Source organism: Mesorhizobium sp. WSM4817 (assembly GCF_055811135.1).
Map to the genome: position 1 here is coordinate 122,552 of NZ_JBVVQQ010000003.1, position 21,111 is coordinate 143,662.

Annotated in this window: 25 protein-coding genes; 9 read left to right on the top strand and 16 right to left on the bottom strand. The window is 63.1% G+C overall.

From position 1 onward, the window contains the following. Positions 1-53: 53 nt before the first annotated feature. Together AC0L2K_RS05470 and AC0L2K_RS05475 are read right to left on the bottom strand one after the other, a co-directional pair. Positions 54-1,829, bottom strand: coding sequence for a tetratricopeptide repeat protein (locus AC0L2K_RS05470; protein ID WP_473530969.1), 1,776 nt, complete (start codon positions 1,827-1,829; stop codon positions 54-56). A 94-nt stretch (positions 1,830-1,923) separates the two neighbouring features. Then, positions 1,924-2,523, bottom strand: a complete 600-nt coding sequence (locus AC0L2K_RS05475; protein WP_473530826.1) for a hypothetical protein — start codon at positions 2,521-2,523, stop codon at positions 1,924-1,926. A gap of 300 nt (positions 2,524-2,823) precedes the next feature. On the opposite strand from AC0L2K_RS05475, the gene AC0L2K_RS05480 reads away from it, so the two are divergent. Continuing rightward, positions 2,824-3,261, top strand: a complete 438-nt coding sequence (locus tag AC0L2K_RS05480) for a helix-turn-helix transcriptional regulator (protein ID WP_473530827.1) — start codon at positions 2,824-2,826, stop codon at positions 3,259-3,261. A gap of 148 nt (positions 3,262-3,409) precedes the next feature. Here the strand turns inward: AC0L2K_RS05480 and AC0L2K_RS05485 are convergent, their stop codons facing one another. After that, positions 3,410-4,426, bottom strand: a complete 1,017-nt coding sequence (locus tag AC0L2K_RS05485; protein ID WP_027152316.1) for a polyprenyl synthetase family protein — start codon at positions 4,424-4,426, stop codon at positions 3,410-3,412. A gap of 162 nt (positions 4,427-4,588) precedes the next feature. On the opposite strand from AC0L2K_RS05485, the gene AC0L2K_RS05490 reads away from it, so the two are divergent. The 6 genes from AC0L2K_RS05490 to moaB all read left to right on the top strand — a co-directional run bounded on the left by AC0L2K_RS05490 (position 4,589) and on the right by moaB (position 8,302). Next, positions 4,589-4,813: a putative signal transducing protein gene (locus AC0L2K_RS05490; protein ID WP_023799382.1), complete on the top strand. Its 225-nt coding sequence runs from the start codon at positions 4,589-4,591 to the stop codon at positions 4,811-4,813. Beyond that, entirely contained in the window at positions 4,813-5,613 is an 801-nt protein-coding gene (locus AC0L2K_RS05495) for a tRNA1(Val) (adenine(37)-N6)-methyltransferase (RefSeq protein WP_287236961.1), read from the top strand. Before AC0L2K_RS05490 ends, AC0L2K_RS05495 begins: the two co-directional genes overlap by 1 nt. 86 nt (positions 5,614-5,699) lie before the next feature. Further along, a complete protein-coding gene (locus AC0L2K_RS05500) occupies positions 5,700-6,566 on the top strand; it encodes a S49 family peptidase (RefSeq protein WP_023799384.1) in 867 nt (288 codons plus the stop codon). Between the two features lie 78 nt (positions 6,567-6,644). Further along, positions 6,645-6,830 (top strand): membrane protein, encoded by a 186-nt coding sequence (locus tag AC0L2K_RS05505; protein WP_027152312.1) that lies wholly within the window; start codon positions 6,645-6,647, stop codon positions 6,828-6,830. A gap of 25 nt (positions 6,831-6,855) precedes the next feature. Next, positions 6,856-7,758, top strand: coding sequence for a 4-(cytidine 5'-diphospho)-2-C-methyl-D-erythritol kinase (locus AC0L2K_RS05510; RefSeq protein WP_128167702.1), 903 nt, complete (start codon positions 6,856-6,858; stop codon positions 7,756-7,758). Next, positions 7,745-8,302 (top strand): molybdenum cofactor biosynthesis protein B, encoded by a 558-nt coding sequence (gene moaB, locus AC0L2K_RS05515; RefSeq protein WP_023799387.1) that lies wholly within the window; start codon positions 7,745-7,747, stop codon positions 8,300-8,302. The genes AC0L2K_RS05510 and moaB overlap by 14 nt, the downstream gene beginning before the upstream one ends. A gap of 46 nt (positions 8,303-8,348) precedes the next feature. Here the strand turns inward: moaB and AC0L2K_RS05520 are convergent, their stop codons facing one another. The 5 genes from AC0L2K_RS05520 to AC0L2K_RS05540 form a co-directional block, all read right to left on the bottom strand. Continuing rightward, positions 8,349-9,314, bottom strand: a complete 966-nt coding sequence (locus tag AC0L2K_RS05520) for a phytanoyl-CoA dioxygenase family protein (protein ID WP_128167704.1) — start codon at positions 9,312-9,314, stop codon at positions 8,349-8,351. 258 nt (positions 9,315-9,572) lie between these two features. Beyond that, positions 9,573-10,400, bottom strand: a complete 828-nt coding sequence (locus AC0L2K_RS05525) for an MBL fold metallo-hydrolase (RefSeq protein ID WP_245277668.1) — start codon at positions 10,398-10,400, stop codon at positions 9,573-9,575. A gap of 193 nt (positions 10,401-10,593) precedes the next feature. Then, entirely contained in the window at positions 10,594-11,529 is a 936-nt protein-coding gene (locus AC0L2K_RS05530) for a cyclase family protein (RefSeq protein WP_287226005.1), read from the bottom strand. Positions 11,530-11,682: 153 nt separating this feature from the next. Next, positions 11,683-11,976, bottom strand: coding sequence for a type II toxin-antitoxin system Phd/YefM family antitoxin (locus AC0L2K_RS05535; RefSeq protein WP_027152305.1), 294 nt, complete (start codon positions 11,974-11,976; stop codon positions 11,683-11,685). Between the two features lie 201 nt (positions 11,977-12,177). Beyond that, positions 12,178-12,684, bottom strand: coding sequence for a glycosyltransferase (locus tag AC0L2K_RS05540; RefSeq protein WP_473530970.1), 507 nt, complete (start codon positions 12,682-12,684; stop codon positions 12,178-12,180). 151 nt (positions 12,685-12,835) lie between these two features. Here AC0L2K_RS05540 and AC0L2K_RS05545 point away from each other — a divergent pair, with 151 nt between their 5' ends. Both AC0L2K_RS05545 and AC0L2K_RS05550 read left to right on the top strand, forming a co-directional pair. Continuing rightward, positions 12,836-13,990 carry a PA0069 family radical SAM protein gene (locus AC0L2K_RS05545; protein ID WP_027152303.1) on the top strand — a complete coding sequence of 385 codons (1,155 nt, stop codon included), beginning with the start codon at positions 12,836-12,838 and terminating at the stop codon, positions 13,988-13,990. Between the two features lie 155 nt (positions 13,991-14,145). Beyond that, a complete protein-coding gene (locus AC0L2K_RS05550; protein WP_128167708.1) occupies positions 14,146-14,841 on the top strand; it encodes a ribonuclease HII in 696 nt (231 codons plus the stop codon). Between the two features lie 174 nt (positions 14,842-15,015). Here the strand turns inward: AC0L2K_RS05550 and AC0L2K_RS05555 are convergent, their stop codons facing one another. From AC0L2K_RS05555 to AC0L2K_RS05590, 8 genes are all read right to left on the bottom strand, one after another. Next, entirely contained in the window at positions 15,016-15,507 is a 492-nt protein-coding gene (locus AC0L2K_RS05555; protein ID WP_128179833.1) for a F0F1 ATP synthase subunit B, read from the bottom strand. 10 nt (positions 15,508-15,517) lie between these two features. Then, on the bottom strand, positions 15,518-16,117 hold the full coding sequence (locus AC0L2K_RS05560; protein ID WP_128245596.1) for a F0F1 ATP synthase subunit B: 600 nt from the start codon (positions 16,115-16,117) through the stop codon (positions 15,518-15,520). A 77-nt stretch (positions 16,118-16,194) separates the two neighbouring features. After that, entirely contained in the window at positions 16,195-16,419 is a 225-nt protein-coding gene (locus AC0L2K_RS05565) for a F0F1 ATP synthase subunit C (protein WP_023799397.1), read from the bottom strand. A gap of 81 nt (positions 16,420-16,500) precedes the next feature. Next, positions 16,501-17,259 (bottom strand): F0F1 ATP synthase subunit A, encoded by a 759-nt coding sequence (locus tag AC0L2K_RS05570; RefSeq protein WP_077381387.1) that lies wholly within the window; start codon positions 17,257-17,259, stop codon positions 16,501-16,503. A 70-nt stretch (positions 17,260-17,329) separates the two neighbouring features. After that, positions 17,330-17,728: an AtpZ/AtpI family protein gene (locus AC0L2K_RS05575; RefSeq protein ID WP_023799399.1), complete on the bottom strand. Its 399-nt coding sequence runs from the start codon at positions 17,726-17,728 to the stop codon at positions 17,330-17,332. 242 nt (positions 17,729-17,970) lie between these two features. Further along, positions 17,971-19,155: a cell wall hydrolase gene (locus AC0L2K_RS05580; protein WP_287172039.1), complete on the bottom strand. Its 1,185-nt coding sequence runs from the start codon at positions 19,153-19,155 to the stop codon at positions 17,971-17,973. Between the two features lie 284 nt (positions 19,156-19,439). Further along, complete coding sequence (locus AC0L2K_RS05585; protein ID WP_473530971.1) at positions 19,440-20,327, bottom strand: SDR family NAD(P)-dependent oxidoreductase; 888 nt, start codon at positions 20,325-20,327, stop codon at positions 19,440-19,442. Continuing rightward, the gene (locus tag AC0L2K_RS05590) at positions 20,327-21,106 is read right to left on the bottom strand and encodes a hypothetical protein (RefSeq protein WP_023799402.1); all 780 of its coding nucleotides are present in this window, start codon (positions 21,104-21,106) and stop codon (positions 20,327-20,329) included. Before AC0L2K_RS05590 ends, AC0L2K_RS05585 begins: the two co-directional genes overlap by 1 nt. Positions 21,107-21,111: the final 5 nt, after the last annotated feature.

Genomic DNA, 21,111 nt, shown 5'->3' on the forward strand with positions numbered 1-21,111 from the left:
CAGACCCTTAGCGACAGCGGCGACGAGCCCCGCATAATCGAATTCAGAAGTATTCAGCCCTTTGGCGCAGTCGTCGGTTCGGGCTTGACCTTCGGGGTTTCCTGAGCCGTGTTGGATTCGATCGGCGGCAGGCCCTTCAGCAGTTTCTGCTGCAAGGCGGCGAGCACGCCGGGATCCGGCTTGAGGTCGCGAGCCTGGTTCCACTGGAAGGTGGCTTCCAATTTGCGGCCGACGCGCCAATAGGCATCGCCAAGGTGATCGTTGAGCACCGGATCTTCCGGCTTCAACGAAACGGCACGTTCCAATTCGCGCACCGCATCGTCGAATCGGCCAAGGCGGAAATAGGCCCAGCCCAGCGAATCGACGATGTAGCCGTCGCTCGGCCTGAGCTCGACGGCCTTCTGGATCATCTGAAGGCCTTCCTCGAGGTTGGTGTTCATGTCCACCCAAGAATAGCCAAGATAGTTCAGAACCTGCGGCTGGTCGGGGAACAATTCCAGCGCCTTGCGGAAATTCGGCTCGGCCTTCGGCCACTCCTTCAGTCGCTCATAGGCGATGCCGCGCTGGTAGAAAATGTTCCAATCGGCGCGGGTCGGGGCCTTCAGCATCGCCACCGCCTTGTCATAGAGACCGGCCGCGGAGCGGAAATCCTCCTTCGAGGCATAGACGCCACCGAGCGCCTGATAGGCGCGCATGTCGTCGGGGCGCGCTTCGACGAGGGCCTTCAGATGGGCGATGGCCTCGTCATAGCGGTCGAGATCTGCAAGGTTGAGGCCGAGCTGCAGTTCCGACAGCGTCTTCAGCGGGGAACTGGCCGGGATGCGGCGATAGAAGGCGATGGCGCCCTCGCCGTCCTTCAACTGCTCGGAGACGGCGGCGAGTTGGACGAGGGCCGCGTCGCTGTCGGGCCTCAGTGCCAGGGCGTATTGCAGATAGAGGCGGACGAACGGCTCACCGCCGCCGCGATTGAGCGCGGTGGCGAGATCGAGCAGAATTTCCGAGGCGCCGTCGGACGGGCCGGCAACGAAGGGTTCGATCTTCTCGCCCTTGGTGATCCTGTCGCGAAGCGCCAATATCTCGACCTTGCCGGGTGCAAATGCCTCGGCCTGATCGAGCACGGACAGCGCCTTGTCCTTGTCACCCTTGCGGGCAAGGAAGGAGGCATAGGCCTGCGCGTTGCGCATCCAGGTTTCGGGCGCGGCGGCGCCGGTCGCGGTGTCCTGCAAGGTGGCGGCGTAGATCGCATCCGCCTTTTCGGGCAGGCCCGAGGCATCGGCGATCAGCCCGCGATGGAAGGATTTGAACAGGCCGAACCAGTCCGGGCCCTGCAGCTTGTCGATGGAGGCCATGGCTTCGCCGGGATCGCCGGCGCCCTGCTTGGCCCAGCCGGTCATGACGCCGGAGATCAGCCGGTCGAGATCGGATTCGAGCGAAAGCTTGAGCCAGTATTCGGCCTTGGAAAAGTCCTTCTTGTGAAAGGAGCCGACGGCCAGCGCCAGGCGCGAGAACCGCTCGACGTCGGGAACCGTCTTGAGCTTGTCGGCATAGACCAGGGATTCTTCGAAGCGCCCCTGCGCGATCAGCGACAGCATCAGGCTTTGCTGCAACGAGGTGTCACCGGGAGCGAAGGCGAGCGCCTGCTTGTAGTAGGCGATGGCGCTGTCGAGATCATTGTCACCTTCGGCGACCCGCGCGGCAAGATAGGCCCCCGAGAACGACGTGATATTGACTGGCTCGGTGGTCTCTTTGGCATAGGCGGGCAGACCGGAGACCGCCATGCCCGTCACAATTGCCAGCCCTGTCAGCCAGCGCGCACATCCTTGCCGCATCATATTCCTTTCAGTCGAAGCCATACCCGCGTCAGCGGGATCGCCGTTGACTCGATCTTTTCCACGTTAAGCATGGCCTTTTTGGGGTGAGGCTTCAACCCGGCCCGAATTCACAATCGGGTAATGCTATCAAAAACAACGCGGAAAGGCGCCAAATTGCGACCGTCGACCGCGATTTGCCGGCCTGACGCGCTGCCGGCCTGTCCTGCTGCAGCATCGGCGCCGCGGTGCCGTAAGCGATCCGTAAGCGGCGGGCGTCGATAGTTTCCGCAGCGGAATGATGCGTGGAACCGTGCAGATGGATGCCGTTGCTTCGCCCAGGAAGATGCCGATGCTGGAAATGCCGCAGGGCCAGCAGGCCTTCGCCATTGTCGATCGAATCTACGAAGCGTCGTTCGCGGCCGAGCTGTGGCCGGAGGTATTGGCGGCGGCAAGCGCGATCTCCCGCTCGGCAAACGGCGCGATCTTTGTAGTCAGCGATCATTCGCCGGTCCGCGCCATCACCGAAACGCATCTCCAGCCCTTGCTCGATGAGTTCATGAAGGGAGACACTTGGCGGTTTTCCGAGAGCGTGAAGCGCTTGTGCGCCGCGCAGCCAGCAAGCTTTGTGTGGGTCGATAATTTCATTACCTGCGAGGAGATCGAGCGCGATCCGGTTCGCAAAAGTGCCACCGCGTTTGGCATCGGCCCACATCTATGCACAGCCATCCCCATGCCTGGCGGCGAGCTTGTCCTTTTTGTCTTCCAGCGCTGGCTGAAGGACGGGAGTTATGACCAGGCCGCAATCGATTTGTTGAACGGACTGCGTCCGCACCTCGCACGGGCCGGCCTCGTCGCCGGGCGCCTGGGTCTGGAACGGGCCAGGACCGCCGTGTCCATTCTCCGGGAAATCGGGCTGCCGGCCGCAATCATGAGTGGATCGGGCCGTGTGCTGACGGCCAATCCGCTTTTCGAAGGCATGGCGGACGTCTTCCTTCCCACAGCCCATGGCGGCATGGCGATTGCCGATCAAACTGCAAACGCGCTTTTCCAGCAGGCCATCGCGCAGAACCGGGATAACCGCGTCGTGCGGTCCATCCCGGTTGCGGCCATCAAGGGGCGGCCCGCGCTGGTCATTCAGCTGTTGCCGCTGCGCCGCGCCGCACACGATATTTTTTCGGGTGCAGATGTATTGGTTGTCGCAACCACGGTCGGTACCGGCGCCACTGTTCCGTCGCCCAATGTCCTTTCAGGCCTGTTCGACCTGACGCCGGCGGAAGCCCGGCTCGCCGTCGAGCTGGCCTCCGGCCATTCGGTCCAGGAGGCGGCCATGGAAATCGGCATCGCCGTCAAATCGGCCCGCACCTATCTCGAGCGAATCTTCCGGAAAACCGAAACCAGCCGTCAGAGCGAGCTCGTGGCGCTGCTGAAGAGCGCGTGGTCATTTTCATGACCCCGACATTTTGCCGGGCGCTGACCGTCACGGAGCCCTGCCCTGCTGCTAACCATGCCGCTGCGGAACGTGCATGATTTCACCGCCGCAATTCCGGGAAGACCGAAACACGGGCCGGCGCAGTGCCGGCCAAATGTCGGCGATATCTTCAGTTCACCCGGCTGATGCAGAAATCGATGACGTCGAGCAGCGCCGATTTCTGCGGCGTCGCCTCGAGCGGCGCCAGCGCGTCGCGGGCGATCTCGCCGAAATGGCCGGCGCGCCCGATGGTGTCGGCGATAGCGCCGTGGCGGGTCATCAATCCGATTGCCTTTTCCAGCCCGGCGTCATCGGTGACATTGTCCTCGATGGCGCGCTTCCAAAAGCTGCGTTCGGCCTTGGTGCCGCGCCGGTAGGCGAGGATCACCGGCAGCGTCACCTTGCCTTCGCGAAAGTCGTCGCCGACATTCTTGCCCAGATCCGTGCTGGTGCCGCCATAATCCAGCGCATCGTCGATCAGCTGGAAGGCAAGGCCGAGATTCATGCCATAGGAGCGCAGCGCCGCGCGATCGTTTCGCGTCGCCTGGGCGATGACCGGACCGACCTCGGCGGCGGCCGAGAACAGGGCAGCGGTCTTGGCCTTGATCACCGCGAAATGCTCATCTTCCGTGGTTTCGAGGTTCTTGGCGGCGGCGAGCTGCATCACCTCGCCCTCGGCGATGATCGAGGCGGCGCTGGACAGGATGTCGAGCGCTTCCAGCGAACCGACATCGACCATCATGCGAAACGCCTGGCCAAGCAGGAAATCGCCGACCAGCACGCTCGCCTGATTGCCCCAGATCATGCGGGCGGTCTTCTTGCCGCGCCGCATGCCGCTCTCGTCGACGACATCGTCGTGGAGGAGCGTGGCGGTGTGCATGAACTCGACTGATGTGGCGAGCTTGACATGGCCCTCGCCGGAATAGCCGAACATCTGGGCTGAGGCGAGCGTCAGCATCGGCCTCAGCCGCTTGCCACCCGAAGAGATCAGGTGGTTGGCAATCTCCGGGATCATCTCGACGTCGGAACCGGCCTTCGACAGGATCAATTTGTTGACGCGCCCCATATCGGCCGAAGTCAGGTCGATGAGATCCTTAATGGAGGCGGCTTCCCGCTTCCCGTTTTCGATGTTGAGAACGACACCCACGACAAACTCCCGTCTTATGTCACGCGCACGACGGCACCCCGACACCGCAGCAGACTCTAGGGCGCTACCCACAGGCACGGCAAGAGGCGATTTGGCGCGGTCGAGGTGGCGACGGAAGCCACCCACGTTTACATAGACGCTGCAACCTGCGAGTTTCGTCCTATGATAGAGCTTATCCGCACCAACGACGCCGTGATCATCTCCTTTGTCGAATCGCTGATGCGCGATGCCGGCATCGGCTGTTTCGTCGCCGACCAGAACATGAGCGTGCTCGACGGTTCGATCGGCATCTTGCCCAGGCGCATCATGGTCGAAGCCGACCAGGCCGATGCGGCGCGGCGTATCCTGACGGATGCCGGCATCGCCAACGAGATGCGCCAGAAGTAATGTCCGCGGCGCGCGCCACTCTTGTCCAGGACACGCCGGCCCATACCGTCGATGCTTTCCATCGCGGGCGGTTCTGGCTGGTGCAGCCGAAACAGGCAGGCCATCGCGCCGGCATGGACGCCATGATGCTGGCGGCTGCCGTGCCGTCCTCCTTCGCCGGGCGCCTTGCCGATTTCGGCGCGGGTGCTGGCGCCGCAGGCCTGGCCGTGCTATCGCGCTGTCCTGATGCCGAGGCCGTGCTCATCGAACGGTCTCCGGAAATGGCGGCCTTCGCCGCAACGACGCTTGCCCACCCCGGTAATGCGCATCTCAACGACCGCGCCTCGGTGCTCGCCGCCGACGTCGCGCTGTCGGGCCAGGCACGAGCCGCCACTGGGCTTGCCGACAATTCCTTCGATTTCGTCATCATGAACCCACCCTTCAACGCCGCCGAGGATCGCGCCACGCCCGACCCGCTCAGGAAGGCGGCGCATGTGATGGAGGACGGGCTGTTCGACAGCTGGATCCGAAGCGCGGCTGCCGTGGTCAGGCCGCGCGGCGGTCTTGCCGTGATTGCCAGGCCCGATCAGCTCGGCGCTATCCTCGATGCGATATCGGGCCGCTTCGGCGACGCCGAGATGCTGGCCGTCCACCCCCGCCCCGAGGTAGCGGCGATCCGCATCGTCGTCAGGGCAATCCTCGGCGCACGCGGAAAACTGTCGATCCGCCCGCCGCTGATGCTGCACGCGCAATCTGGTGACGGCCCCACGGAGCGGACCGAGATGATCAACAACGGGATGGCTTCGCTGTTCGGCGACTGAGCCTTTTTGGCCGGCCGGGCGTCGCGGCATTGCCGTTGGCCGGCGAATCCCTACATGCCTTCAAGCCAATTTTGACCGGAGACCCCGTGAAACGCTTCCTGAACCGCCTGCTGCCGAAATCCTGGCGCTCCGACATCGTCACCATTCCCGTCATCCGGCTGCACGGCACCATCATGCCTGGCGGCGGCCCGTTCCGGCCGAGCCTGTCGCTGGCATCTACCGCTGGCCCTATTGAGAAGGCGTTTTCCTTCGACGCGCCCGCGGTCGCCATTTCGATCAATTCGCCGGGCGGCTCGCCGGTGCAGTCGCGGCTGATCTTCAGACGCATCCGCGACCTGGCGAGCGAGAAGAACAAAAAAGTCCTGGTCTTCGTCGAGGACGTGGCGGCGTCGGGCGGCTACATGATCGCGGTCGCGGGCGACGAGATCATTGCCGATCCGTCGTCTATCGTCGGTTCGATCGGCGTGGTGTCGGCCTCGTTCGGCTTTCCCGAGCTGTTGAAGAAGATCGGCGTCGAGCGCCGCGTCCATACGGCCGGCCAGAACAAGGCGGTGCTCGATCCGTTCAAGCCAGAGAAGAAGGAAGATATCGAGCGGCTGAAGGCGCTGCAGCTCGAGGTCCACGAGACCTTCATCGACCTCGTCAAGGACCGGCGCGGGGCCAAGCTCAAGGACGACCCGGACCTGTTCACCGGACTGTTCTGGACAGGCAAGAAGGGACTGGAACTCGGCCTTGTCGATGCACTCGGCGATATGCGCAGCGTGCTGAGGGCCCGTTTCGGGCCAAAAACCCAGCTCAAGCTGATCACGGCGCCGCGCGGCCTGTTCGGCCGCTTCGGCTGGTTCGGCTCAAGCAGAGGCGGCTTTTCGGCGCCCGAGATCGCCGCTGCTGCCGCAAGCGGCGTGATCGATGCGGCGGAAGAGCGCGCACTATGGGCGCGCTTCGGGCTTTGAAAAACCGGCGAAAGCGTTTAACTTGAAAGTTTGACCGTCCGACCGGCGCCGCAGTCGGCCTTGCGAGAGGAGTTTGACATGCCACAGATCATTTTCTTCATCGCAGTCGGCCTGCTCGCCTATTTCGGCTATCGCTCCTTCGTCAGGGAAGCCGAGCGCGTGACGGCCAAGATACGGCGCACCGAAAAGCAGGCTAGCAACGGCACAATGGGCACGTTGGTCAGGGACCCGAAGACCGGCGAATACCGCCTGGCCAAGGACTGACATCATCCCCCTCGTGACTGAGACAGTGGCTTCCGGCAATAGGGTCCGGGCATTGCATGCGCATGCCAAGATAAATCTCGCGCTGCACGTCACCGGCAGGCGCGCCGACGGCTATCACATGATCGAGAGCCTGGCGGTGTTCACGCGCTTCGGCGACCGGGTTGACATCGAGCTCGCCGACAGCGACGGGTTTTCCGTGTCAGGCCGATATGCCTCCGCAGTCCCGCTCGACGACGGCAACCTGGTCGTGAAAGCGCGCGATGCGCTGCGAAAACAGGCTGGTCCGCGGCATACGCCGCCGGTCGCAATCAGGCTAGAAAAGAACCTGCCGGTTGCATCCGGCGTCGGCGGCGGCTCGAGCGACGCCGCAACGGCGCTGCGCGGGCTGGTTGAGACATGGAGACTGGACCTCGACGATGCCGACCTGGCGCGGGTCGGCCTCTCGCTGGGCGCCGACGTTCCGATGTGCCTTATGGCAAGGCCGCTGATCGCGCGCGGCGTCGGTGACGAATTGTCGGCCGTGCCGGGCTTTCCCGCACTCGGGCTGGTTCTGGTCAATCCCGGCACTGCCATCTCCACGGCCGAGGTGTTCAATGCGCTTTCCCATCGCGACAATGAGGGGCTGCCGCCGCTGCCGCGCAGCCTCGACTTCCACAGCATCCGTAATTGGCTGGAGATCACGCGCAACGACCTCGAGCCTGCGGCACGGGCGATCCAACCTGCCATCGGCAAGGCACTTTCGGTGCTCAACAAGGCCGGAGCGGGGTTCGCGCGAATGTCCGGTTCCGGTGCGACCTGTTTTGGGCTGTTCGAGACCGGCAATGTCGCCAAACGCGCCGCCGTCGATATCCGCAGCCGCCATCCCGACTGGTTCGTCGCCGCGACGCGAAGCATGACATCGGAGCTTGACGCATATGGCCAGGATTGACGAAAGGCGTTCCTTCGTTCCCGTGCGCATCGCGGTGCTGACCGTTTCCGATACGCGCAGCCCTGCCGACGACAAATCCGGCCAGACGCTGGCCGACCGCATCCTCGAGGCCGGCCATATTCTCGCCGGCCGCGACATCGTCACCGACGATCGCGAGAAAATCCGCGACAAGGTTCTGGGCTGGTCGAGGGACGAAGCGATCGATGTCGTCATCACCACCGGCGGCACCGGTTTTACCGGCCGCGACGTAACGCCGGAGGCGCTGGAGCCGATCTTCGAAAAGCGCATGGACGGCTTTTCCGAAGTGTTCCACCGCATTTCCTACGACAAGATCGGCACTTCGACGATCCAGAGCCGGGCGACTGGCGGCGTCGTCAACGCGACCTTCGTCTTCGTGCTGCCGGGTTCGCCCGGCGCCTGCAAGGACGCCTGGGACGGCATTTTGAAGCCGCAGCTCGACTACCGGCACATGCCCTGCAACTTCGTCGAGATCATGCCGCGCCTGGACGAGCATCTGCGGCGCGGCGGCACCAAGGCGAGTTAGACCAGGTTCTCAAAAGGCTGTTCGGGACCAGAACCAGCGCCGAAAATCACCGAATAACCGGCTCGCCGTGGAATCGCCGGCGCGAGGGCGGCGATACGCCGAAGCCGACTTCCATCATCAGCCGCGGCTTGCGCGTCGGCACGGTGCCCATGTGGAAGCCGAAGGGATCCTCGACGAAGCCCGATCCCGCCTCGCCGGTCAGCGTAATCGGACTCTGCGCGCCGTAGACATTCAGAACCTCTTCCGCGGGATGGCCGACGAGGAGCGTCAACTGGTGCTTGAGGGTGCGGCGGTTGTGGCTGCCGCGGACATAGACATGGGGGCCAGTCTCGGCATCGACCGGATTGAGATAGAAGAAGAATTTCAGCATCCGCCAATCGTCGAGATCGAAGTGGTACTTGCCAAGCGACGCCAGGTTCTTCTCGGCGTCGGAGGCGGAGCTCGTCGGAAAGCTCCACCAGACGCGCGTGGTGATCAGCTTCGCCTGGCTGCCGAGATAATGGGCGGCGATGTCGAGAAGCAGCGGATCGCGCTGCACGGTAAGCGCAGCGTTACAGTCGAGGATCCGCTCGAAAAAGTGGCCGCTGAGCAAGGGACGGCCGAAGCGCTTCTCGGCCTCTGCGTGCTTTGCCGGCAGGAACTCCAGCCGACGGTCGAAATTACCGAAGCAAGGCGTGCGCTGCGCGAAGCTGGCGATCTCCTCGTGAATCGACTGCGGCAGCGCAAGTCCGGAAAAGAGCCCGTCCGAGCGGAGCGCGCCGACCACCGCATCACGGTCGATGCCAGTGAACACCGTTTCCTGGACTTCTTGTGCCGGTCGAACCGGTTTTGCGCCACGCCAATGTAACCGCCGCGCCGGCATGGTACGCGCCAGCATGAACATCGGCAGCCATGCCGGGTTCTCGCGAAGGTCCGACAGATAGGTCGGAATCCGCACGGCAATGCGGCGCAGCAGGCTGCCGTTTCGAGCGATCGACTCGAGGCTTGCAGCACCGGATTTGTCAGGGGTCATAAGGATCCTCAGCTGTGAGGGCGGCGCCGACGAAACGTCGGCCGCTCAACGCTCAGGCGTTACCCAAACCCGTCCGCCCGCATCACAGGAACGGTAATCCCCGGTCAGGCTTTGTGCAATGCACAATAAAAGGATCGCCCGGAATCCTTCTGGCAAGCTTGACGGAGCATTAACGCTCGTTGAGTTCGCGACAGCGCGTGATTTGAGCGAGGTGGAGTAGTGAGGCCGCGCACAGCGGAGAAGGCCGCGACGAAGCGGTCAAACCCCGTCGAGGATGATGATCGTCGGCCGGTCGGGCAGGGTCTTCAGTGAGACCGTCAGCGACCGGCCGGAGAAGAATTCCACCGCGAAATCGTCGCCCATCCTACCTGTGAATTCGCTGATCGGGGTCGAATGGCGATGCATCGGCAGGATCATCGAGGAATAGAGCCGCGCGGTGATTTCAGTCATCCGGTCGAGCGACAGCGTCATGCCGCCGTCGATAGGCACCATAAGGATATCGAGCCGGCCGATGGCGCCGTAATGCGCATCCTCCAGCCGGTGGTGCAGATGGCCGAGATGGCCGATGCAGAGTCCAGCCACTTCGAAAATGAAGATGGAATTGCCGTCCTTGCCGAGATCGCCGCCATTGCGGATATCCGTCGGCACGTTGCGGATATAGACATCGTCGACGACAAGGGCGTGGCGCGCCGGACCGCCGTCCGGATTCCAGCCGCGCAGCACATATTCGATACCGGGATCGACATGGTCCGAATAGTGGGTGCGGTGGGCCTTGTTCATAGTCACGACGCGCGGCAGCGGGTCAGCGCCGTAGACGCCAGAAAAGTCAGTGGCGATCCTGACGCCGGCGGGTGTCTCGATAACGTAGGTCGAATGGCCGGCATAGGTGATCGTAACGTCACCGTCGACGAAAGCCTGGGCCAGCCGTGACGGCTGCGCCTTTGGCGCCGTGAAGCTGGCATAGGTGGCCGACGGCAGCGCTTCAGCGATCGCAACGCATCTCGACGGCGGCGGCTCGTCCCGGGCCGAAGCGGCGAACGGCCAGAAAGCCACAGTCAGCAGAACGGCGGCGGATAGGCGGAGCAAGGCTGTCTCCCGTGGCAGGATTGGCGCACATGCCACGATAGCGCCAGCAATTGCGATGGCTATCATCGGGACAGTCACGTTTTCGCGAGCGCCGGAGGGGCTGGTCGTCTGAACCTTTTGTCCCGACTTGCGCCACAAATCGCGTGGAATGGGACGCGCCACGGCCCTGCCGCCCCGACGATATCGTCTACGATCAGGGCGTCGGGCGGAAGACGCCGTTCTCGTCGCGCTTGAGCGGCGCGGTTTGCCGGGAAAGCGGCGCACCAGGCGTTTCGGTGACCGAGACGCCCTCGGTCCAGTCGGCGGGTGCAATAGCGATGTAACGCGCATATCCGCCTGACCCGCCGAGCGGCTTGGCGAAGCCGATTGTGACCAACGCACCGGCCTCTGGCACCTTGTCGAGATTTGCGACGCCTTCTGCCTGCGTGAAATCGTTGTGAAGCAGCCAGTGTTCGCCTTCGAGATTGGGCGTGGTGTCGGTGTCGAGCGGCTCATGACCATGGAACAGGATCTTCCGCTCCAGATGCAGGAATTTCAGTGCGTCCAAACTGACGCCTGGAAACGGTTTTTGGTTGAAGCGGGCGGCATCGGACCATTTCTTGTACCAATCCGAACGCACGAAGACGACTGAACCTTCCGGAATGCGGCCGTGCTGCTTTTCCCACTCCTCGATATCGGCGACCTGGAGGTGATAGCCTTCGTCAGTCCGCACCTTGCCGCTGATGTCGATGACGACGAGCGGCCGCACGGCATAGGTGGCCGGCAGGTCGCTGATCGTTGCGCCGAGCGGGTTCCAGTGGGAGGGCGGATCGAGCTGCGTGCCATATTGGTCCGTCGCCAACTCGTAGGCAGTCGCGACAAACCCGTGCTTGTCGTAAGTGAACTCTTCGCCGGCCTTGACGTAGCCCTTGATGTCCTTCCCGGCGACAGCCGGCTTGAACCTGGCGTTGGCGAAGCCCGGCCATACCGGCTGCACCGGCTCGAAGGCATGGGTCAGATCGATGTACTTGGCCGATTTGAGCGTGTTCTCATAAACCGACCAAAGCGACAACTCCTGCGCCACCGCGATCGTTGGCACTGAGCAAGCGGCTGCCAGCAAGGCGATACGAACGAATTTGGATACATTCATCTGCGATCTCCCCGAAATGTCGCCGAGTATCGCGAGTTTCCCGCAGGACGACAAGCATGTGCATTCCTCCCAGGAGTGTCGCGCCAATGCGGCCCCTCGCGGTGTTGCCAATGCCAGAGATAAGAATAACGAAAGACGTGGCCGACTTTGATTTCAGCCGGCAGCATTTTTTGCTGTCAGGCTTTTTGTCCCGTTGAGTTCCTCATTGAGATGGTCGAGACCCGGATCCATTTCGGAGGCTTCGACCGCGGCGATTTCGTCCGCGCTGAGCTCTGCTGTCAACTCGACCCGCCGATCGCGCTTCGACAGCCGGACAAAATCTTCGTAAGCCAGCAACACGGTGCGCGGGCGGCCGTTCTTGGTGATGATGACCGGATCGCGGACCGCGGCATCTTGATAGGCTCCGAAGTTTTTCGAGACGGCGGCGGCGGTGACGGTGGTGGTCATCGGCGAGGCTCCTTTGTTCCGGAATATACGGGCTTTACGGGCTTTACGCAATACACAGAGGTCGGCAACCCGATCCAAGCGTCACATCATCCCGCCTAACGCCGGATAAACTGCGGTCTCGTAGAAGACGACCTCGGCGGAGAACTACCGCAGCAAACGACGCGACCGTCCCTCGCCCGCTTACCGGCAAAGAAACGACCGTCACTTCACCGGCGCCACCCAGATCTCGGCGTCGAGCCGCTTGGTCGCAAGGCCGCGGGCGATGGCTTCGGCGCTGCGGGCATTTTTCGATAGAGCCGCGGCCTGACGCTTGCTGATCACCAGCCCTTCGGCCAGTGCCCGGTTTCCCGAAAACACTCGCGACAGGAACGGCACGCGGCTGCCGCGCGCCCGCGAGAATCGCGCCGGCATGGTTTGCCTGGCGGTGTGGGCGACGACCTCGTCGATCCAGCCCTCGCCCAACCGCGCGCCCGCCTCCAGCAGCAGCAGCCAGTCGCCCTTGGCCTGCCTGATGCCGGCAGCAATGCCGCCGCTCGCCACATAGAGGCAGCCGGCATGTTCGGCAACGCGGTGCGTCTGGTCGGTCGAGCCGGTGTCGCAGACGATAACGTCGCGCACCACGCCCTCGACCGCGCCGCCGATCAGCGAGGCGAGCGTGCGGGCAAGTCTTTCCTCGTCATTCAGGGTCTGGATGAGAACGCTGAGCATCGTTAGCCGAATAGCGGAAAGCCGGGCACAGCGCCAGTTTTTGCGTCGCTCCATAAAAATGTTCTTGCTTTGTTCCACCGGATAAAATAGGATTATTTTCATGAACAGAGCGATTCGACAGCCAGCCGACAGTCCCTGGGAGAGGGCGAAAATGGAACAGATCGTGCGTGCCGACATTGCTGCCTTCGGGGCTGGAAGAGCCGAGATGGCCAATGCAATGATCGAGCAGAGTGGCGTCCGTATCCGTCCGGAGCGCAATCGCGGCCGGTCCGCCGGCATCAACCCGTCCGGCCGGTTCGAGCCGGTCAGCCGGCATGTGTTCGACGATGGCTGGAATTCGCTTGAGGAGCTGCCGCCGTTCAAGACCGAGGTGCAGGTCGAGAAGCCGCGCACCATCGTCACCCGCAACGAATCGCCCGACATTTCCTTCGACCGCTCGATCAATCCGTATCGCGGCTGCGAACATGGCTGCGTCTATTGCTTCGCGCGGCCGACGCACAGCTTCATGGGCCTGTCGCCGGGACTGGATTTCGAATCGAAGCTGTTCGCCAAGCCGGATGCGGCGCGGCTGCTCGACAAGGAATTGTCGAAGGACGGCTACCAGCCGCGCACCATTGCCATCGGCACCAACACCGATCCCTATCAGCCGATCGAGAAGCAGTACCGGATCATGCGCGAGATCCTCGAAGTGCTGGAGGCGCGTGGCCACCCGGTCGGCATCGTCACCAAATCCGCGCTGGTGACGCGCGACATCGACATTCTGTCGCGCATGGCCGAACGCGGGCTGGCCAAGGTGGCGCTGTCGGTGACGACGCTCGACCGTATGCTGGCCAGAACGATGGAGCCGCGCGCGTCGACGCCGACCAAGCGGCTGGAGGCGATCAGGCAGCTTTCGGATGCCGGCATTCCGGCCTCGGTCATGGTCGCTCCGATCATCCCCGGCCTGACCGATCAGGAGATGGAACGAATCCTCGATTCGGCACGTGCGGCAGGAGCGCGCGAGGCCGGCTACGTCCTGCTGCGCCTGCCGTTGGAGGTCGCGCCGATCTTCAAGGATTGGCTGCTGCGTCATTATCCGGACCGCTACCGTCACGTCATGTCGCTGATCCGCTCGATGCGCGACGGCAAGGATTACGATTCGGAATGGGGCAAGCGCATGAAAGGCTCCGGCCCCTATGCCTGGCAGATCGGCCGGCGCTTCGAGATTGCCGCCAAACGGCTTGGCCTCAACGCCGAGCGGCGGTCGCTCAGGACCGACCAGTTCGTCGCCGCAGCCAAGGCAACCGAGCAACTGATGCTGCTTTGAAGACATCGTCTGCCGCCGACGCCGGCGGCAGATGAAAAAATCCCGTCCGGCCTGTCCTGTCCCCGGGCTTGCAGACGGTGCCCTCCGGGTCCGGTGCCTCACCCGACCCGGAGGGGCTTGCGGAGAATCGGAGCCGATGCGAACCTCGCCGCAACATGGCTCGCGCGCGTTCTGATTCTCCGCTTCTCTTCGAAATCGTTGAGAGACCCGATTTCTCCTTCGAGACGAAGGCGATGGCCGAAGGCCTGTGGCCGGTGGCGGGAATGGACGAGGCCGGGCGCGGCCCACTGGCCGGGCCGGTCGTCGCGGCAGCGGTAGTCCTCGATCCCGCCAACATTCCCGACGGTCTCGACGATTCCAAGCGCCTCAGCCACCTGCAGCGCGAGGCGCTGTTCCTGAAAATCCTCGGCTCCGCTCTTGCCGTGTCGATGGCCTCGGTCAGCGCGGAAGGCATCGATGGCAGCAACATTCTCAAGGCCAGCCTCGAGGCGATGCGCCGCGCCTTGGTCGGGCTCTCGGTGCAGCCAAAGCTGGCCCTGGCCGACGGTCGCGACGTGCCGCCCGGACTGCCATGCGAAGGCAGAGCGCTGATCAAGGGCGACCAGCGCTCGCAGTCGATCGCCGCCGCCTCGATCGTCGCCAAGGTGATGCGCGACCGCATGATGTGCGGCTGCGGCAGCCATCACGCGGATTACGGTTTCGAGCTCCATATGGGCTACGCCACGGTCCGCCACCGCACGGCGATCGAGGTGCATGGACCGGTGGCGCGGCTGCACCGCGCGTCCTTCGCACCGTTCCGGCTTGGCGGAACCGAAGTGCTCGACGAAGAGAGTTTTTCGGGTCTGGATTGACCGCTTTCTCCCCCGGAGGGGGAGATGGCCGGGAGGCCAGAGGGGGTAGCCGCGCGTGAAGCGCCGCGCCCCTCTTTCATTCGACATATTATCCGATAGGGCGCCGCGACGCCGAGGCGACCCCCTCTGTCGCCTTCGGCGACATCTCCCCCTCAACGGGGGGAGATTCTCTCCTTAATTCAGCCTGGACTTGACGTCCTGAAGCGAGGCCTGGAACAGGTCGGCGCCCGCCTTGGCGTCAATCTTGGCGGCGAGCAGCGTGCGGGCGGCTTCGACGGCGATATCGACGGCACTGGCGCGCACTTCGCCGATCGCCTCGCGCTCCGCCTGACCGATCTTCTGTTCGGCAAGCGCGGTGCGCCGGGTGACATAGTCCTCGGTCTTCTTGTGCGCCTCGGCAGCCAGCATGTCGGCCTCGCGCTTGGCGGCGGCGACGATGTCGGCGGCCTCCTGCTCGGCTTCCTTGCGCTTGCGCTGGTATTGGCCGAGCAGTTGCTGGGCCTCCTCGCGTAGCCGACGCGCTTCTTCAAGCTCGTTGCTGATCTTGTCGGCGCGGGCGTCGAGCGCCTTGGCGATCAGCTTAGGCACCTTGACGTAGACGGCAATGCCCAGAAAAATGACGAGGGCAACGGTGGCCCAAAGCGTCGCGAGTGATGTGGCGTCCATGATGCGCTCCTCACCGGGCCACGGATTTGACGGCTGCCGCGATCTCGGCCTTGCTGGCCTTGCCGCCGACAAGCGCCTCGACGATTGCCGAAGCCGTGTCCTCGGCGATCGTGCCGACTTCCTTCATGGCATTGGCCTTGATGGTCGAAATGCGAGCCTCGGCTTCGCCAAGCTTCTGGTCAAGCGCTGCCTCGACCTTCTTGCGGGCGGCCTCGGCTTCCGCCTTGGCGGCGTCGTTGGCCTGCTGGCCGATCGCATTGGCCTTGGTCTTGGCCTCCGCCAGTTCCTGCTCATAGGCGGCAACGGCGGCATCGGCCTCGCCCTTCAGCCTGGCGGCATGGTCGAGGTCCTGGGTGATGCGGTCGTTGCGGACATCGATGATGCCGGCAACACGCGGCATCACCACCTTCTTCAGGAACAGGTAGAACAGCCCGAAGGTGATCGCCAGCCACAGAAGCTGCGACGGGAATGTCGCCGGATCGAATGGCGGGAACACGCCGTGCGCCTCGGCAGGCACACCGGTGCCGGAATGCGTATCGCCTTCCGTGCCGGTATGGCCGCCTTCGACGGCGGGCGCGGACTCTTGCGCAAAGGCAGATGTCACGAACATGGACTATCCCCTGATGTCAGGCCTGCCGCCGATTTGCGGCCGGCCCTTCCAATTCCCAATGTTAGCCGAACAGGGGCTCAGCCGAACAGGGCCAAAAGCGCGATGAGCAGGGAGAAGATGCCCAGCGCTTCAGTCACGGCGAAGCCGAAGATCAGGCGGCCGAACTGGCCATCCGCGGCCGACGGGTTGCGCAGCGCGCCCGCCAGATAGCTGCCGAAGATGTTGCCAAGGCCAATACCGGCGCCACCCATGCCGAGGCATGCGATGCCGGCGCCGATGAACTTTGCTGCTTCTGCTTCCATGTGTTCAACTCCTTTGGATCTAAAAATTCCGTTGCGATTTCTATCCCGGCAGCAGGGCCGGAAACTCTTGGGTCAACTGGGTCAGTGCCCGGGATGCAGGGCGTCATTCAGATACATGCAGGTCAGCACGGCAAAGACGTAGGCCTGCAGGAAGGCGACCAGCAGCTCCAGCGCCGTCAGCGCCACGGCCATCGCCAGCGGCAGGACCGATCCGGCAATGCCGAGCGTGCCAAGCGCGCTCAAGCTCACCACGAAGCCCGAGAACACCTTCAGCGTGATGTGGCCGGCCAGCATGTTGGCGAACAGACGAACCGAGAGGCTGACCGGGCGCGATACGAAGGAAATCACCTCGATCAGCACCACCAGCGGCAGCAGGTAAACCGGCACGCCATGCGGCACGAACAGTTTCAGGAAACCAAGGCCATGCTTCATGAAGCCGTAGACGACGACGGTTCCGATCACCAGCGCGGCAAGGCCGAAGGTGACGATGATATGGCTTGTGACGGTGAAGAAATATGGAAAAAGACCGAGCAGATTGGCAACGAGCACGAACATGAACAGCGAAAATACCAAGGGAAAAAACTTCATGCCTTGGGTTCCGGCCGCGTCCCTCAGCATGTTGCCGACGAATTCGTAGGCCATTTCCGAGACCGACTGAAGACGGCTGGGAACGAGGCTGCGGCTCGAGGTGCTGAGATAGAGGAACGCCGAGGCGACGGCGACGGTCGCGACCATGAAGAGCGCCGAATTGGTGAACGACAGGTCGTAGCCGCCGATCTCGATCGGAATCAGCTTGTTGATATGGAACTGGTGGATCGGATCGACCTTGTCAGCAGCCACTTTATATCCCCATCAAAGCCGCGCGCGGCTTTAGTGTCCTGTTCACTGCGCCGGCAAGCGGCGCCTCAAGTCATTCTTTCGGATCGCGGGCTTTATCGCCCTGCCCGAATTCCGCCATAAGTCCCGCGGAGCGCAGGACATTGAGCACGCCGGCGCCAAAACCGAGCAGCAAAAAAACAATCAGACCCCATGGCGATGTCCCCGCCACACGGTCGATGATCCAGCCAAGACCCGCACCAACCACTATCCCGGCGATGAATTCGCTGGATAGCTTGAGCGCCTGGCCATATCCGGCCGCACTGCCCGCTTTCGCGTCGTCTTTCCCCTCGAGCCGGTCCGGCCGCCTTGTCGCAAGCGATGCTTCAAGGTCGCGCCGGCGGCGCTCAAGATCGTCGTCGCGGATATCGGCTTGACGCTGTTTGCCGCGGCCGGTTTCTCCGGTTCCGTCTGGCCCATTCTTGTCGGCCATCGCAAACCCCTTGCCCGGTCAGATCGTCACCGTCCGTCCGCTCTTAAGTCGCCGGCAACATAGTTAGAGGGTCCCCGCCCGTCAAGCCACGGGCAGGACTTCATCGTCAAGTATTTTTCCCATGAAAATCAATTGCTTGCCAGGGTGCGACATCGTGCCCGCTACCGCCGCCGGCGTGTCGCGGCCGAATCCCTGCAGCGACGGGTCTTCGATCGGCCGCGCCCGGGGCCTTGCCGGAGCGCTCAGCTCCAGCCGCCGCCATAGGTGCGATAGAAAATGTGCAGGCCGATCCTGGTCATTTTTTTCATCGTCCGCGCCCAACCCGGGTTGACGTAGTTGGCGTAGTAATGCGTCGACGATCCGACTTCCGGGATGAAGATCTTGCCGGCAGTGACCGCCATGGCGATGTCTTGCGCGGTCTTGTAGTGGGCGGGACTCTGGATGCGCTTCTTCCTGCCGTCGCAAGCGAAGGAAAACTGGCAACGGTTGAACCATTTGTCATTTTGATAGACGACGCCGCAGATCGAGTTCGGATAGGCCGGATTGCGAACGCGATTGAGGATGACCTGGGCGACGGCGGCCTGGCCGCGCACCGATTCCCCGCGCGCCTCGAAATAGATGCCATTGGCGAGGCAAGCCTGTTCCGGCTTCGAGAAGACGCTCGCCGGCAGCGCGGTTTGCATCCACGAATGATCGCCCTTGGCCACCGGCGGAATGAAGCGGCCATCGTTCGGCTGCTCGTCTTGAAGCAAGGCCTCGAAGGGCGAAGCCTGGGCATAGTCAGGCGCGGCCGCTGCGTAGGCGGTCGCCAGGACGTCGGGGCGGTCGTTGTTGACCAGCGAGGCCAGCATGGCCGGCACGCCGGGATCCGGCTTCTTGTCGACGCGCCTATGGAACGCGGCGGCAATCTGGATCTCCTTGCCTTTGATCTCGGGCTTGGCGAATGCCATCTTCAGCCCGCTGTCCATGCTCGGGCGAAGCAGCGAGGAGGTGCGCTCAAACACCGAGCCGGCATTGAAGTTCTTCGGCGGCGCGACCGGCGAGACGATGATGATGCGGCCCTTCTTGTCGGCGCGCATGATGCGGTCCTCGTCGGGCGTCGTGCTGGCCACGCTGCCCTTGCCGCGAAACGACACGGCGCCGATGCCGGGCAACCGGACGCCGGAACCCGAGATCGAGCCGGTGGTGTCGGAATCGAGGAAAGGCATTTCGGCGGCATGGACCGAGCCGGCGACGGATTTCTCGACATAGGCGTTCCAGCGGGCGTTCGGCGCCTTGAGACCGGAAACCAGGCTCGTCATGTCCTGGTAGGCAATGACATTGGGAAAGCCGACCCAGATGCCAAGTCCAACGACCAGAGGAGACAGAAAGGAACGTCTTTTCTCACCGGCGAAAGCGACAAGCCGCTTCAAAACACGTCGATGCACGGAACTCTCCAGAAACGCAACGGACCCCACTGGAGAGGCACGATGATGCATTAACCTTGATGGGGCGTTAACGGAGCTCGACAGCGCCAATCATTTCAAAGGCTTTTGTTGGAAACGGCTCCAACGGTCGCAATACCCGCTCCGCAGAGCGCTGTTCAGAGATGGGGGAGCCTCCTCTCTGCCACCAACATGCTTAACGGCTATGCCACGAACATGCTTAACGGCCCGCCATCGGCGAGCGGTCTCTTGCTTCAATGAGGTTTTTCGGTGGCGAGCTGGTCCGGTCAGGGGATAATTCCCCGAGGGCCCCGGCGCAGCTGGATCTGGCGGGTACCGCAGCATTTCTTGAACTTCATACCTGAACCGCAAGGACATTGATCATTGCCGCCGCGTTGCAGCCGGCCGACCAGGGGCAGCAGCGCTGCGGAAGGCAGGAACGATGCCGCCAGGGCAGCCAACTTGGCCGAGATTCCCGGCACGACGAGGCGACGACCGGATCTGAACCCTCGCCACGCACGTTCGGCCACATATTCCGCATCCACCTTGGGCAAGGCGTTGAAGAGCACCGTCTGATTGGCGCCTGACCTTGCGAGAAACTCCGTCGACACCGGGCCCGGTGCCACGCATGTGACCGTCACACCGGTTCGACGCAATTCCTGGTGAAGCGCCTCTGAGAAGAAGCGCACGAAACCTTTGCTGGCGAAATACAGAGCCATATAAGGTCCGGGAAGGAACCCGGCCACGGAACTGAGATTGAGCACCCCGCCCCGTCGGCGCGCCACCATTCCGGGCAGAAAATGGAGGGTCAGTTCTGTGAGGGAATGTATGTTGAGATCGATGATGCCGAGTTGACCATCAACAGGCAGCGCCGTCGTCGCGCCCCGCAGGCCATAGCCGGCGCTGTTGACCAGGACATCACAGACCAGGCCGTGTGCGGACAGAAAGCCCTCCAGGCGAATTGGCGCATCGCCTGCCACGAGATCCAGCTCGAGCGTGAATACCTCGCCACCCGCCTCCCGAACCTCAGACGCCGCGGCGGCCAAACCCTCGGGCGAGCGGGCAACCAGCACAACCGCGCCGTGCTCCCGTGCAGCGACGCTCGCAATTGCCCGGCCAATTCCACCCGAGCCGCCAATCACGACGACGGCCGGCCGCAATCCACTGTGCGAAATCACGTCGCGTTCCTCTGTCTTGCAGGAGCGGAAACACCCTGACCGAGCAGCACCACTTCATTGGCGACAGTGCCGTTCAAAATCTTTTCGAATCGCTCCAGTGCTCGTGCAACGTTCGCTCCATCCATCACCCGGTGATCGTAGTGGATGCGGACATTCACCGATCCGTCGTTGCCGATCGGACCGTAGTTTAGAAGCGTGGTCAATGGTGTCAGCGGGTTGAGTGATTCCGCACCGAGACCAGAATAGACGGACAGTTGGAAGGTACCGAAGTAATTTGCCCTTTGCCGGGCGATGTTCAACCCTAGCCACATAAGCAGCCACCTGACAGGCGCGGGCGCAGCTGCCATGCGCAAGGCACGCCGGAACTCCGGGACCTCGAGGATCGGCCGTGATCGAGCCGCGTGGATGGACCCCTCAAGTTCCGTGATGGAGTAGCGTTCCGGGCATTTGATGCAGCTCAGCAGAACGGCCGGCTCGCCATCATATTCGCGCTCGTGGGCAATCGAGGCCACGCTTGCCGGATACTCGTAAAGCTGCGGCCAGGGCAATTTGACATACGCGCGCCGCAGCTCCGGCATCTCCAGGGCGAGAAGCGCATAGCCTTTCAGGAAGATCGCGGTCCACGAGGGCCTGGTCTGCTGCGCCATTCTAGCCCTTACGAGTGGGCCGAGATTCATCTGACGCTGCACCGCGACCCGTGGCACGCCGATCGAAAACCTCATCAGATCGCCAACAAGGCGCCGGGGCGCCGAAAGCTTGATGGCTCGACCTCGCATCAAAC

Excerpts from the sequence above, each read along its gene's own strand:
- AC0L2K_RS05495 (WP_287236961.1), top strand. The coding sequence starts at position 4,813 with ATGTCCGCGGCGCGCGCCACTCTTGTCCAGGACACGCCGGCCCATACC.
- AC0L2K_RS05545 (WP_027152303.1), top strand. The coding sequence starts at position 12,836 with ATGGAACAGATCGTGCGTGCCGACATTGCTGCCTTCGGGGCTGGAAGA.
- AC0L2K_RS05520 (WP_128167704.1), bottom strand. The coding sequence starts at position 9,314 with ATGACCCCTGACAAATCCGGTGCTGCAAGCCTCGAGTCGATCGCTCGA.
- AC0L2K_RS05470 (WP_473530969.1), bottom strand. The coding sequence starts at position 1,829 with ATGCGGCAAGGATGTGCGCGCTGGCTGACAGGGCTGGCAATTGTGACG.
- AC0L2K_RS05560 (WP_128245596.1), bottom strand. The coding sequence starts at position 16,117 with ATGTTCGTGACATCTGCCTTTGCGCAAGAGTCCGCGCCCGCCGTCGAA.
- AC0L2K_RS05490 (WP_023799382.1), top strand. The coding sequence starts at position 4,589 with ATGATAGAGCTTATCCGCACCAACGACGCCGTGATCATCTCCTTTGTC.
- AC0L2K_RS05480 (WP_473530827.1), top strand. The coding sequence starts at position 2,824 with ATGGCGATTGCCGATCAAACTGCAAACGCGCTTTTCCAGCAGGCCATC.
- AC0L2K_RS05535 (WP_027152305.1), bottom strand. The coding sequence starts at position 11,976 with ATGACCACCACCGTCACCGCCGCCGCCGTCTCGAAAAACTTCGGAGCC.
- AC0L2K_RS05505 (WP_027152312.1), top strand. The coding sequence starts at position 6,645 with ATGCCACAGATCATTTTCTTCATCGCAGTCGGCCTGCTCGCCTATTTC.
- AC0L2K_RS05530 (WP_287226005.1), bottom strand. The coding sequence starts at position 11,529 with ATGAATGTATCCAAATTCGTTCGTATCGCCTTGCTGGCAGCCGCTTGC.
- AC0L2K_RS05565 (WP_023799397.1), bottom strand. The coding sequence starts at position 16,419 with ATGGAAGCAGAAGCAGCAAAGTTCATCGGCGCCGGCATCGCATGCCTC.
- moaB (WP_023799387.1), top strand. The coding sequence starts at position 7,745 with ATGGCCAGGATTGACGAAAGGCGTTCCTTCGTTCCCGTGCGCATCGCG.
- AC0L2K_RS05475 (WP_473530826.1), bottom strand. The coding sequence starts at position 2,523 with ATGTGGGCCGATGCCAAACGCGGTGGCACTTTTGCGAACCGGATCGCG.
- AC0L2K_RS05590 (WP_023799402.1), bottom strand. The coding sequence starts at position 21,106 with ATGCGAGGTCGAGCCATCAAGCTTTCGGCGCCCCGGCGCCTTGTTGGC.
- AC0L2K_RS05575 (WP_023799399.1), bottom strand. The coding sequence starts at position 17,728 with ATGGCCGACAAGAATGGGCCAGACGGAACCGGAGAAACCGGCCGCGGC.
- AC0L2K_RS05540 (WP_473530970.1), bottom strand. The coding sequence starts at position 12,684 with ATGCTCAGCGTTCTCATCCAGACCCTGAATGACGAGGAAAGACTTGCC.
- AC0L2K_RS05555 (WP_128179833.1), bottom strand. The coding sequence starts at position 15,507 with ATGGACGCCACATCACTCGCGACGCTTTGGGCCACCGTTGCCCTCGTC.
- AC0L2K_RS05550 (WP_128167708.1), top strand. The coding sequence starts at position 14,146 with ATGGCTCGCGCGCGTTCTGATTCTCCGCTTCTCTTCGAAATCGTTGAG.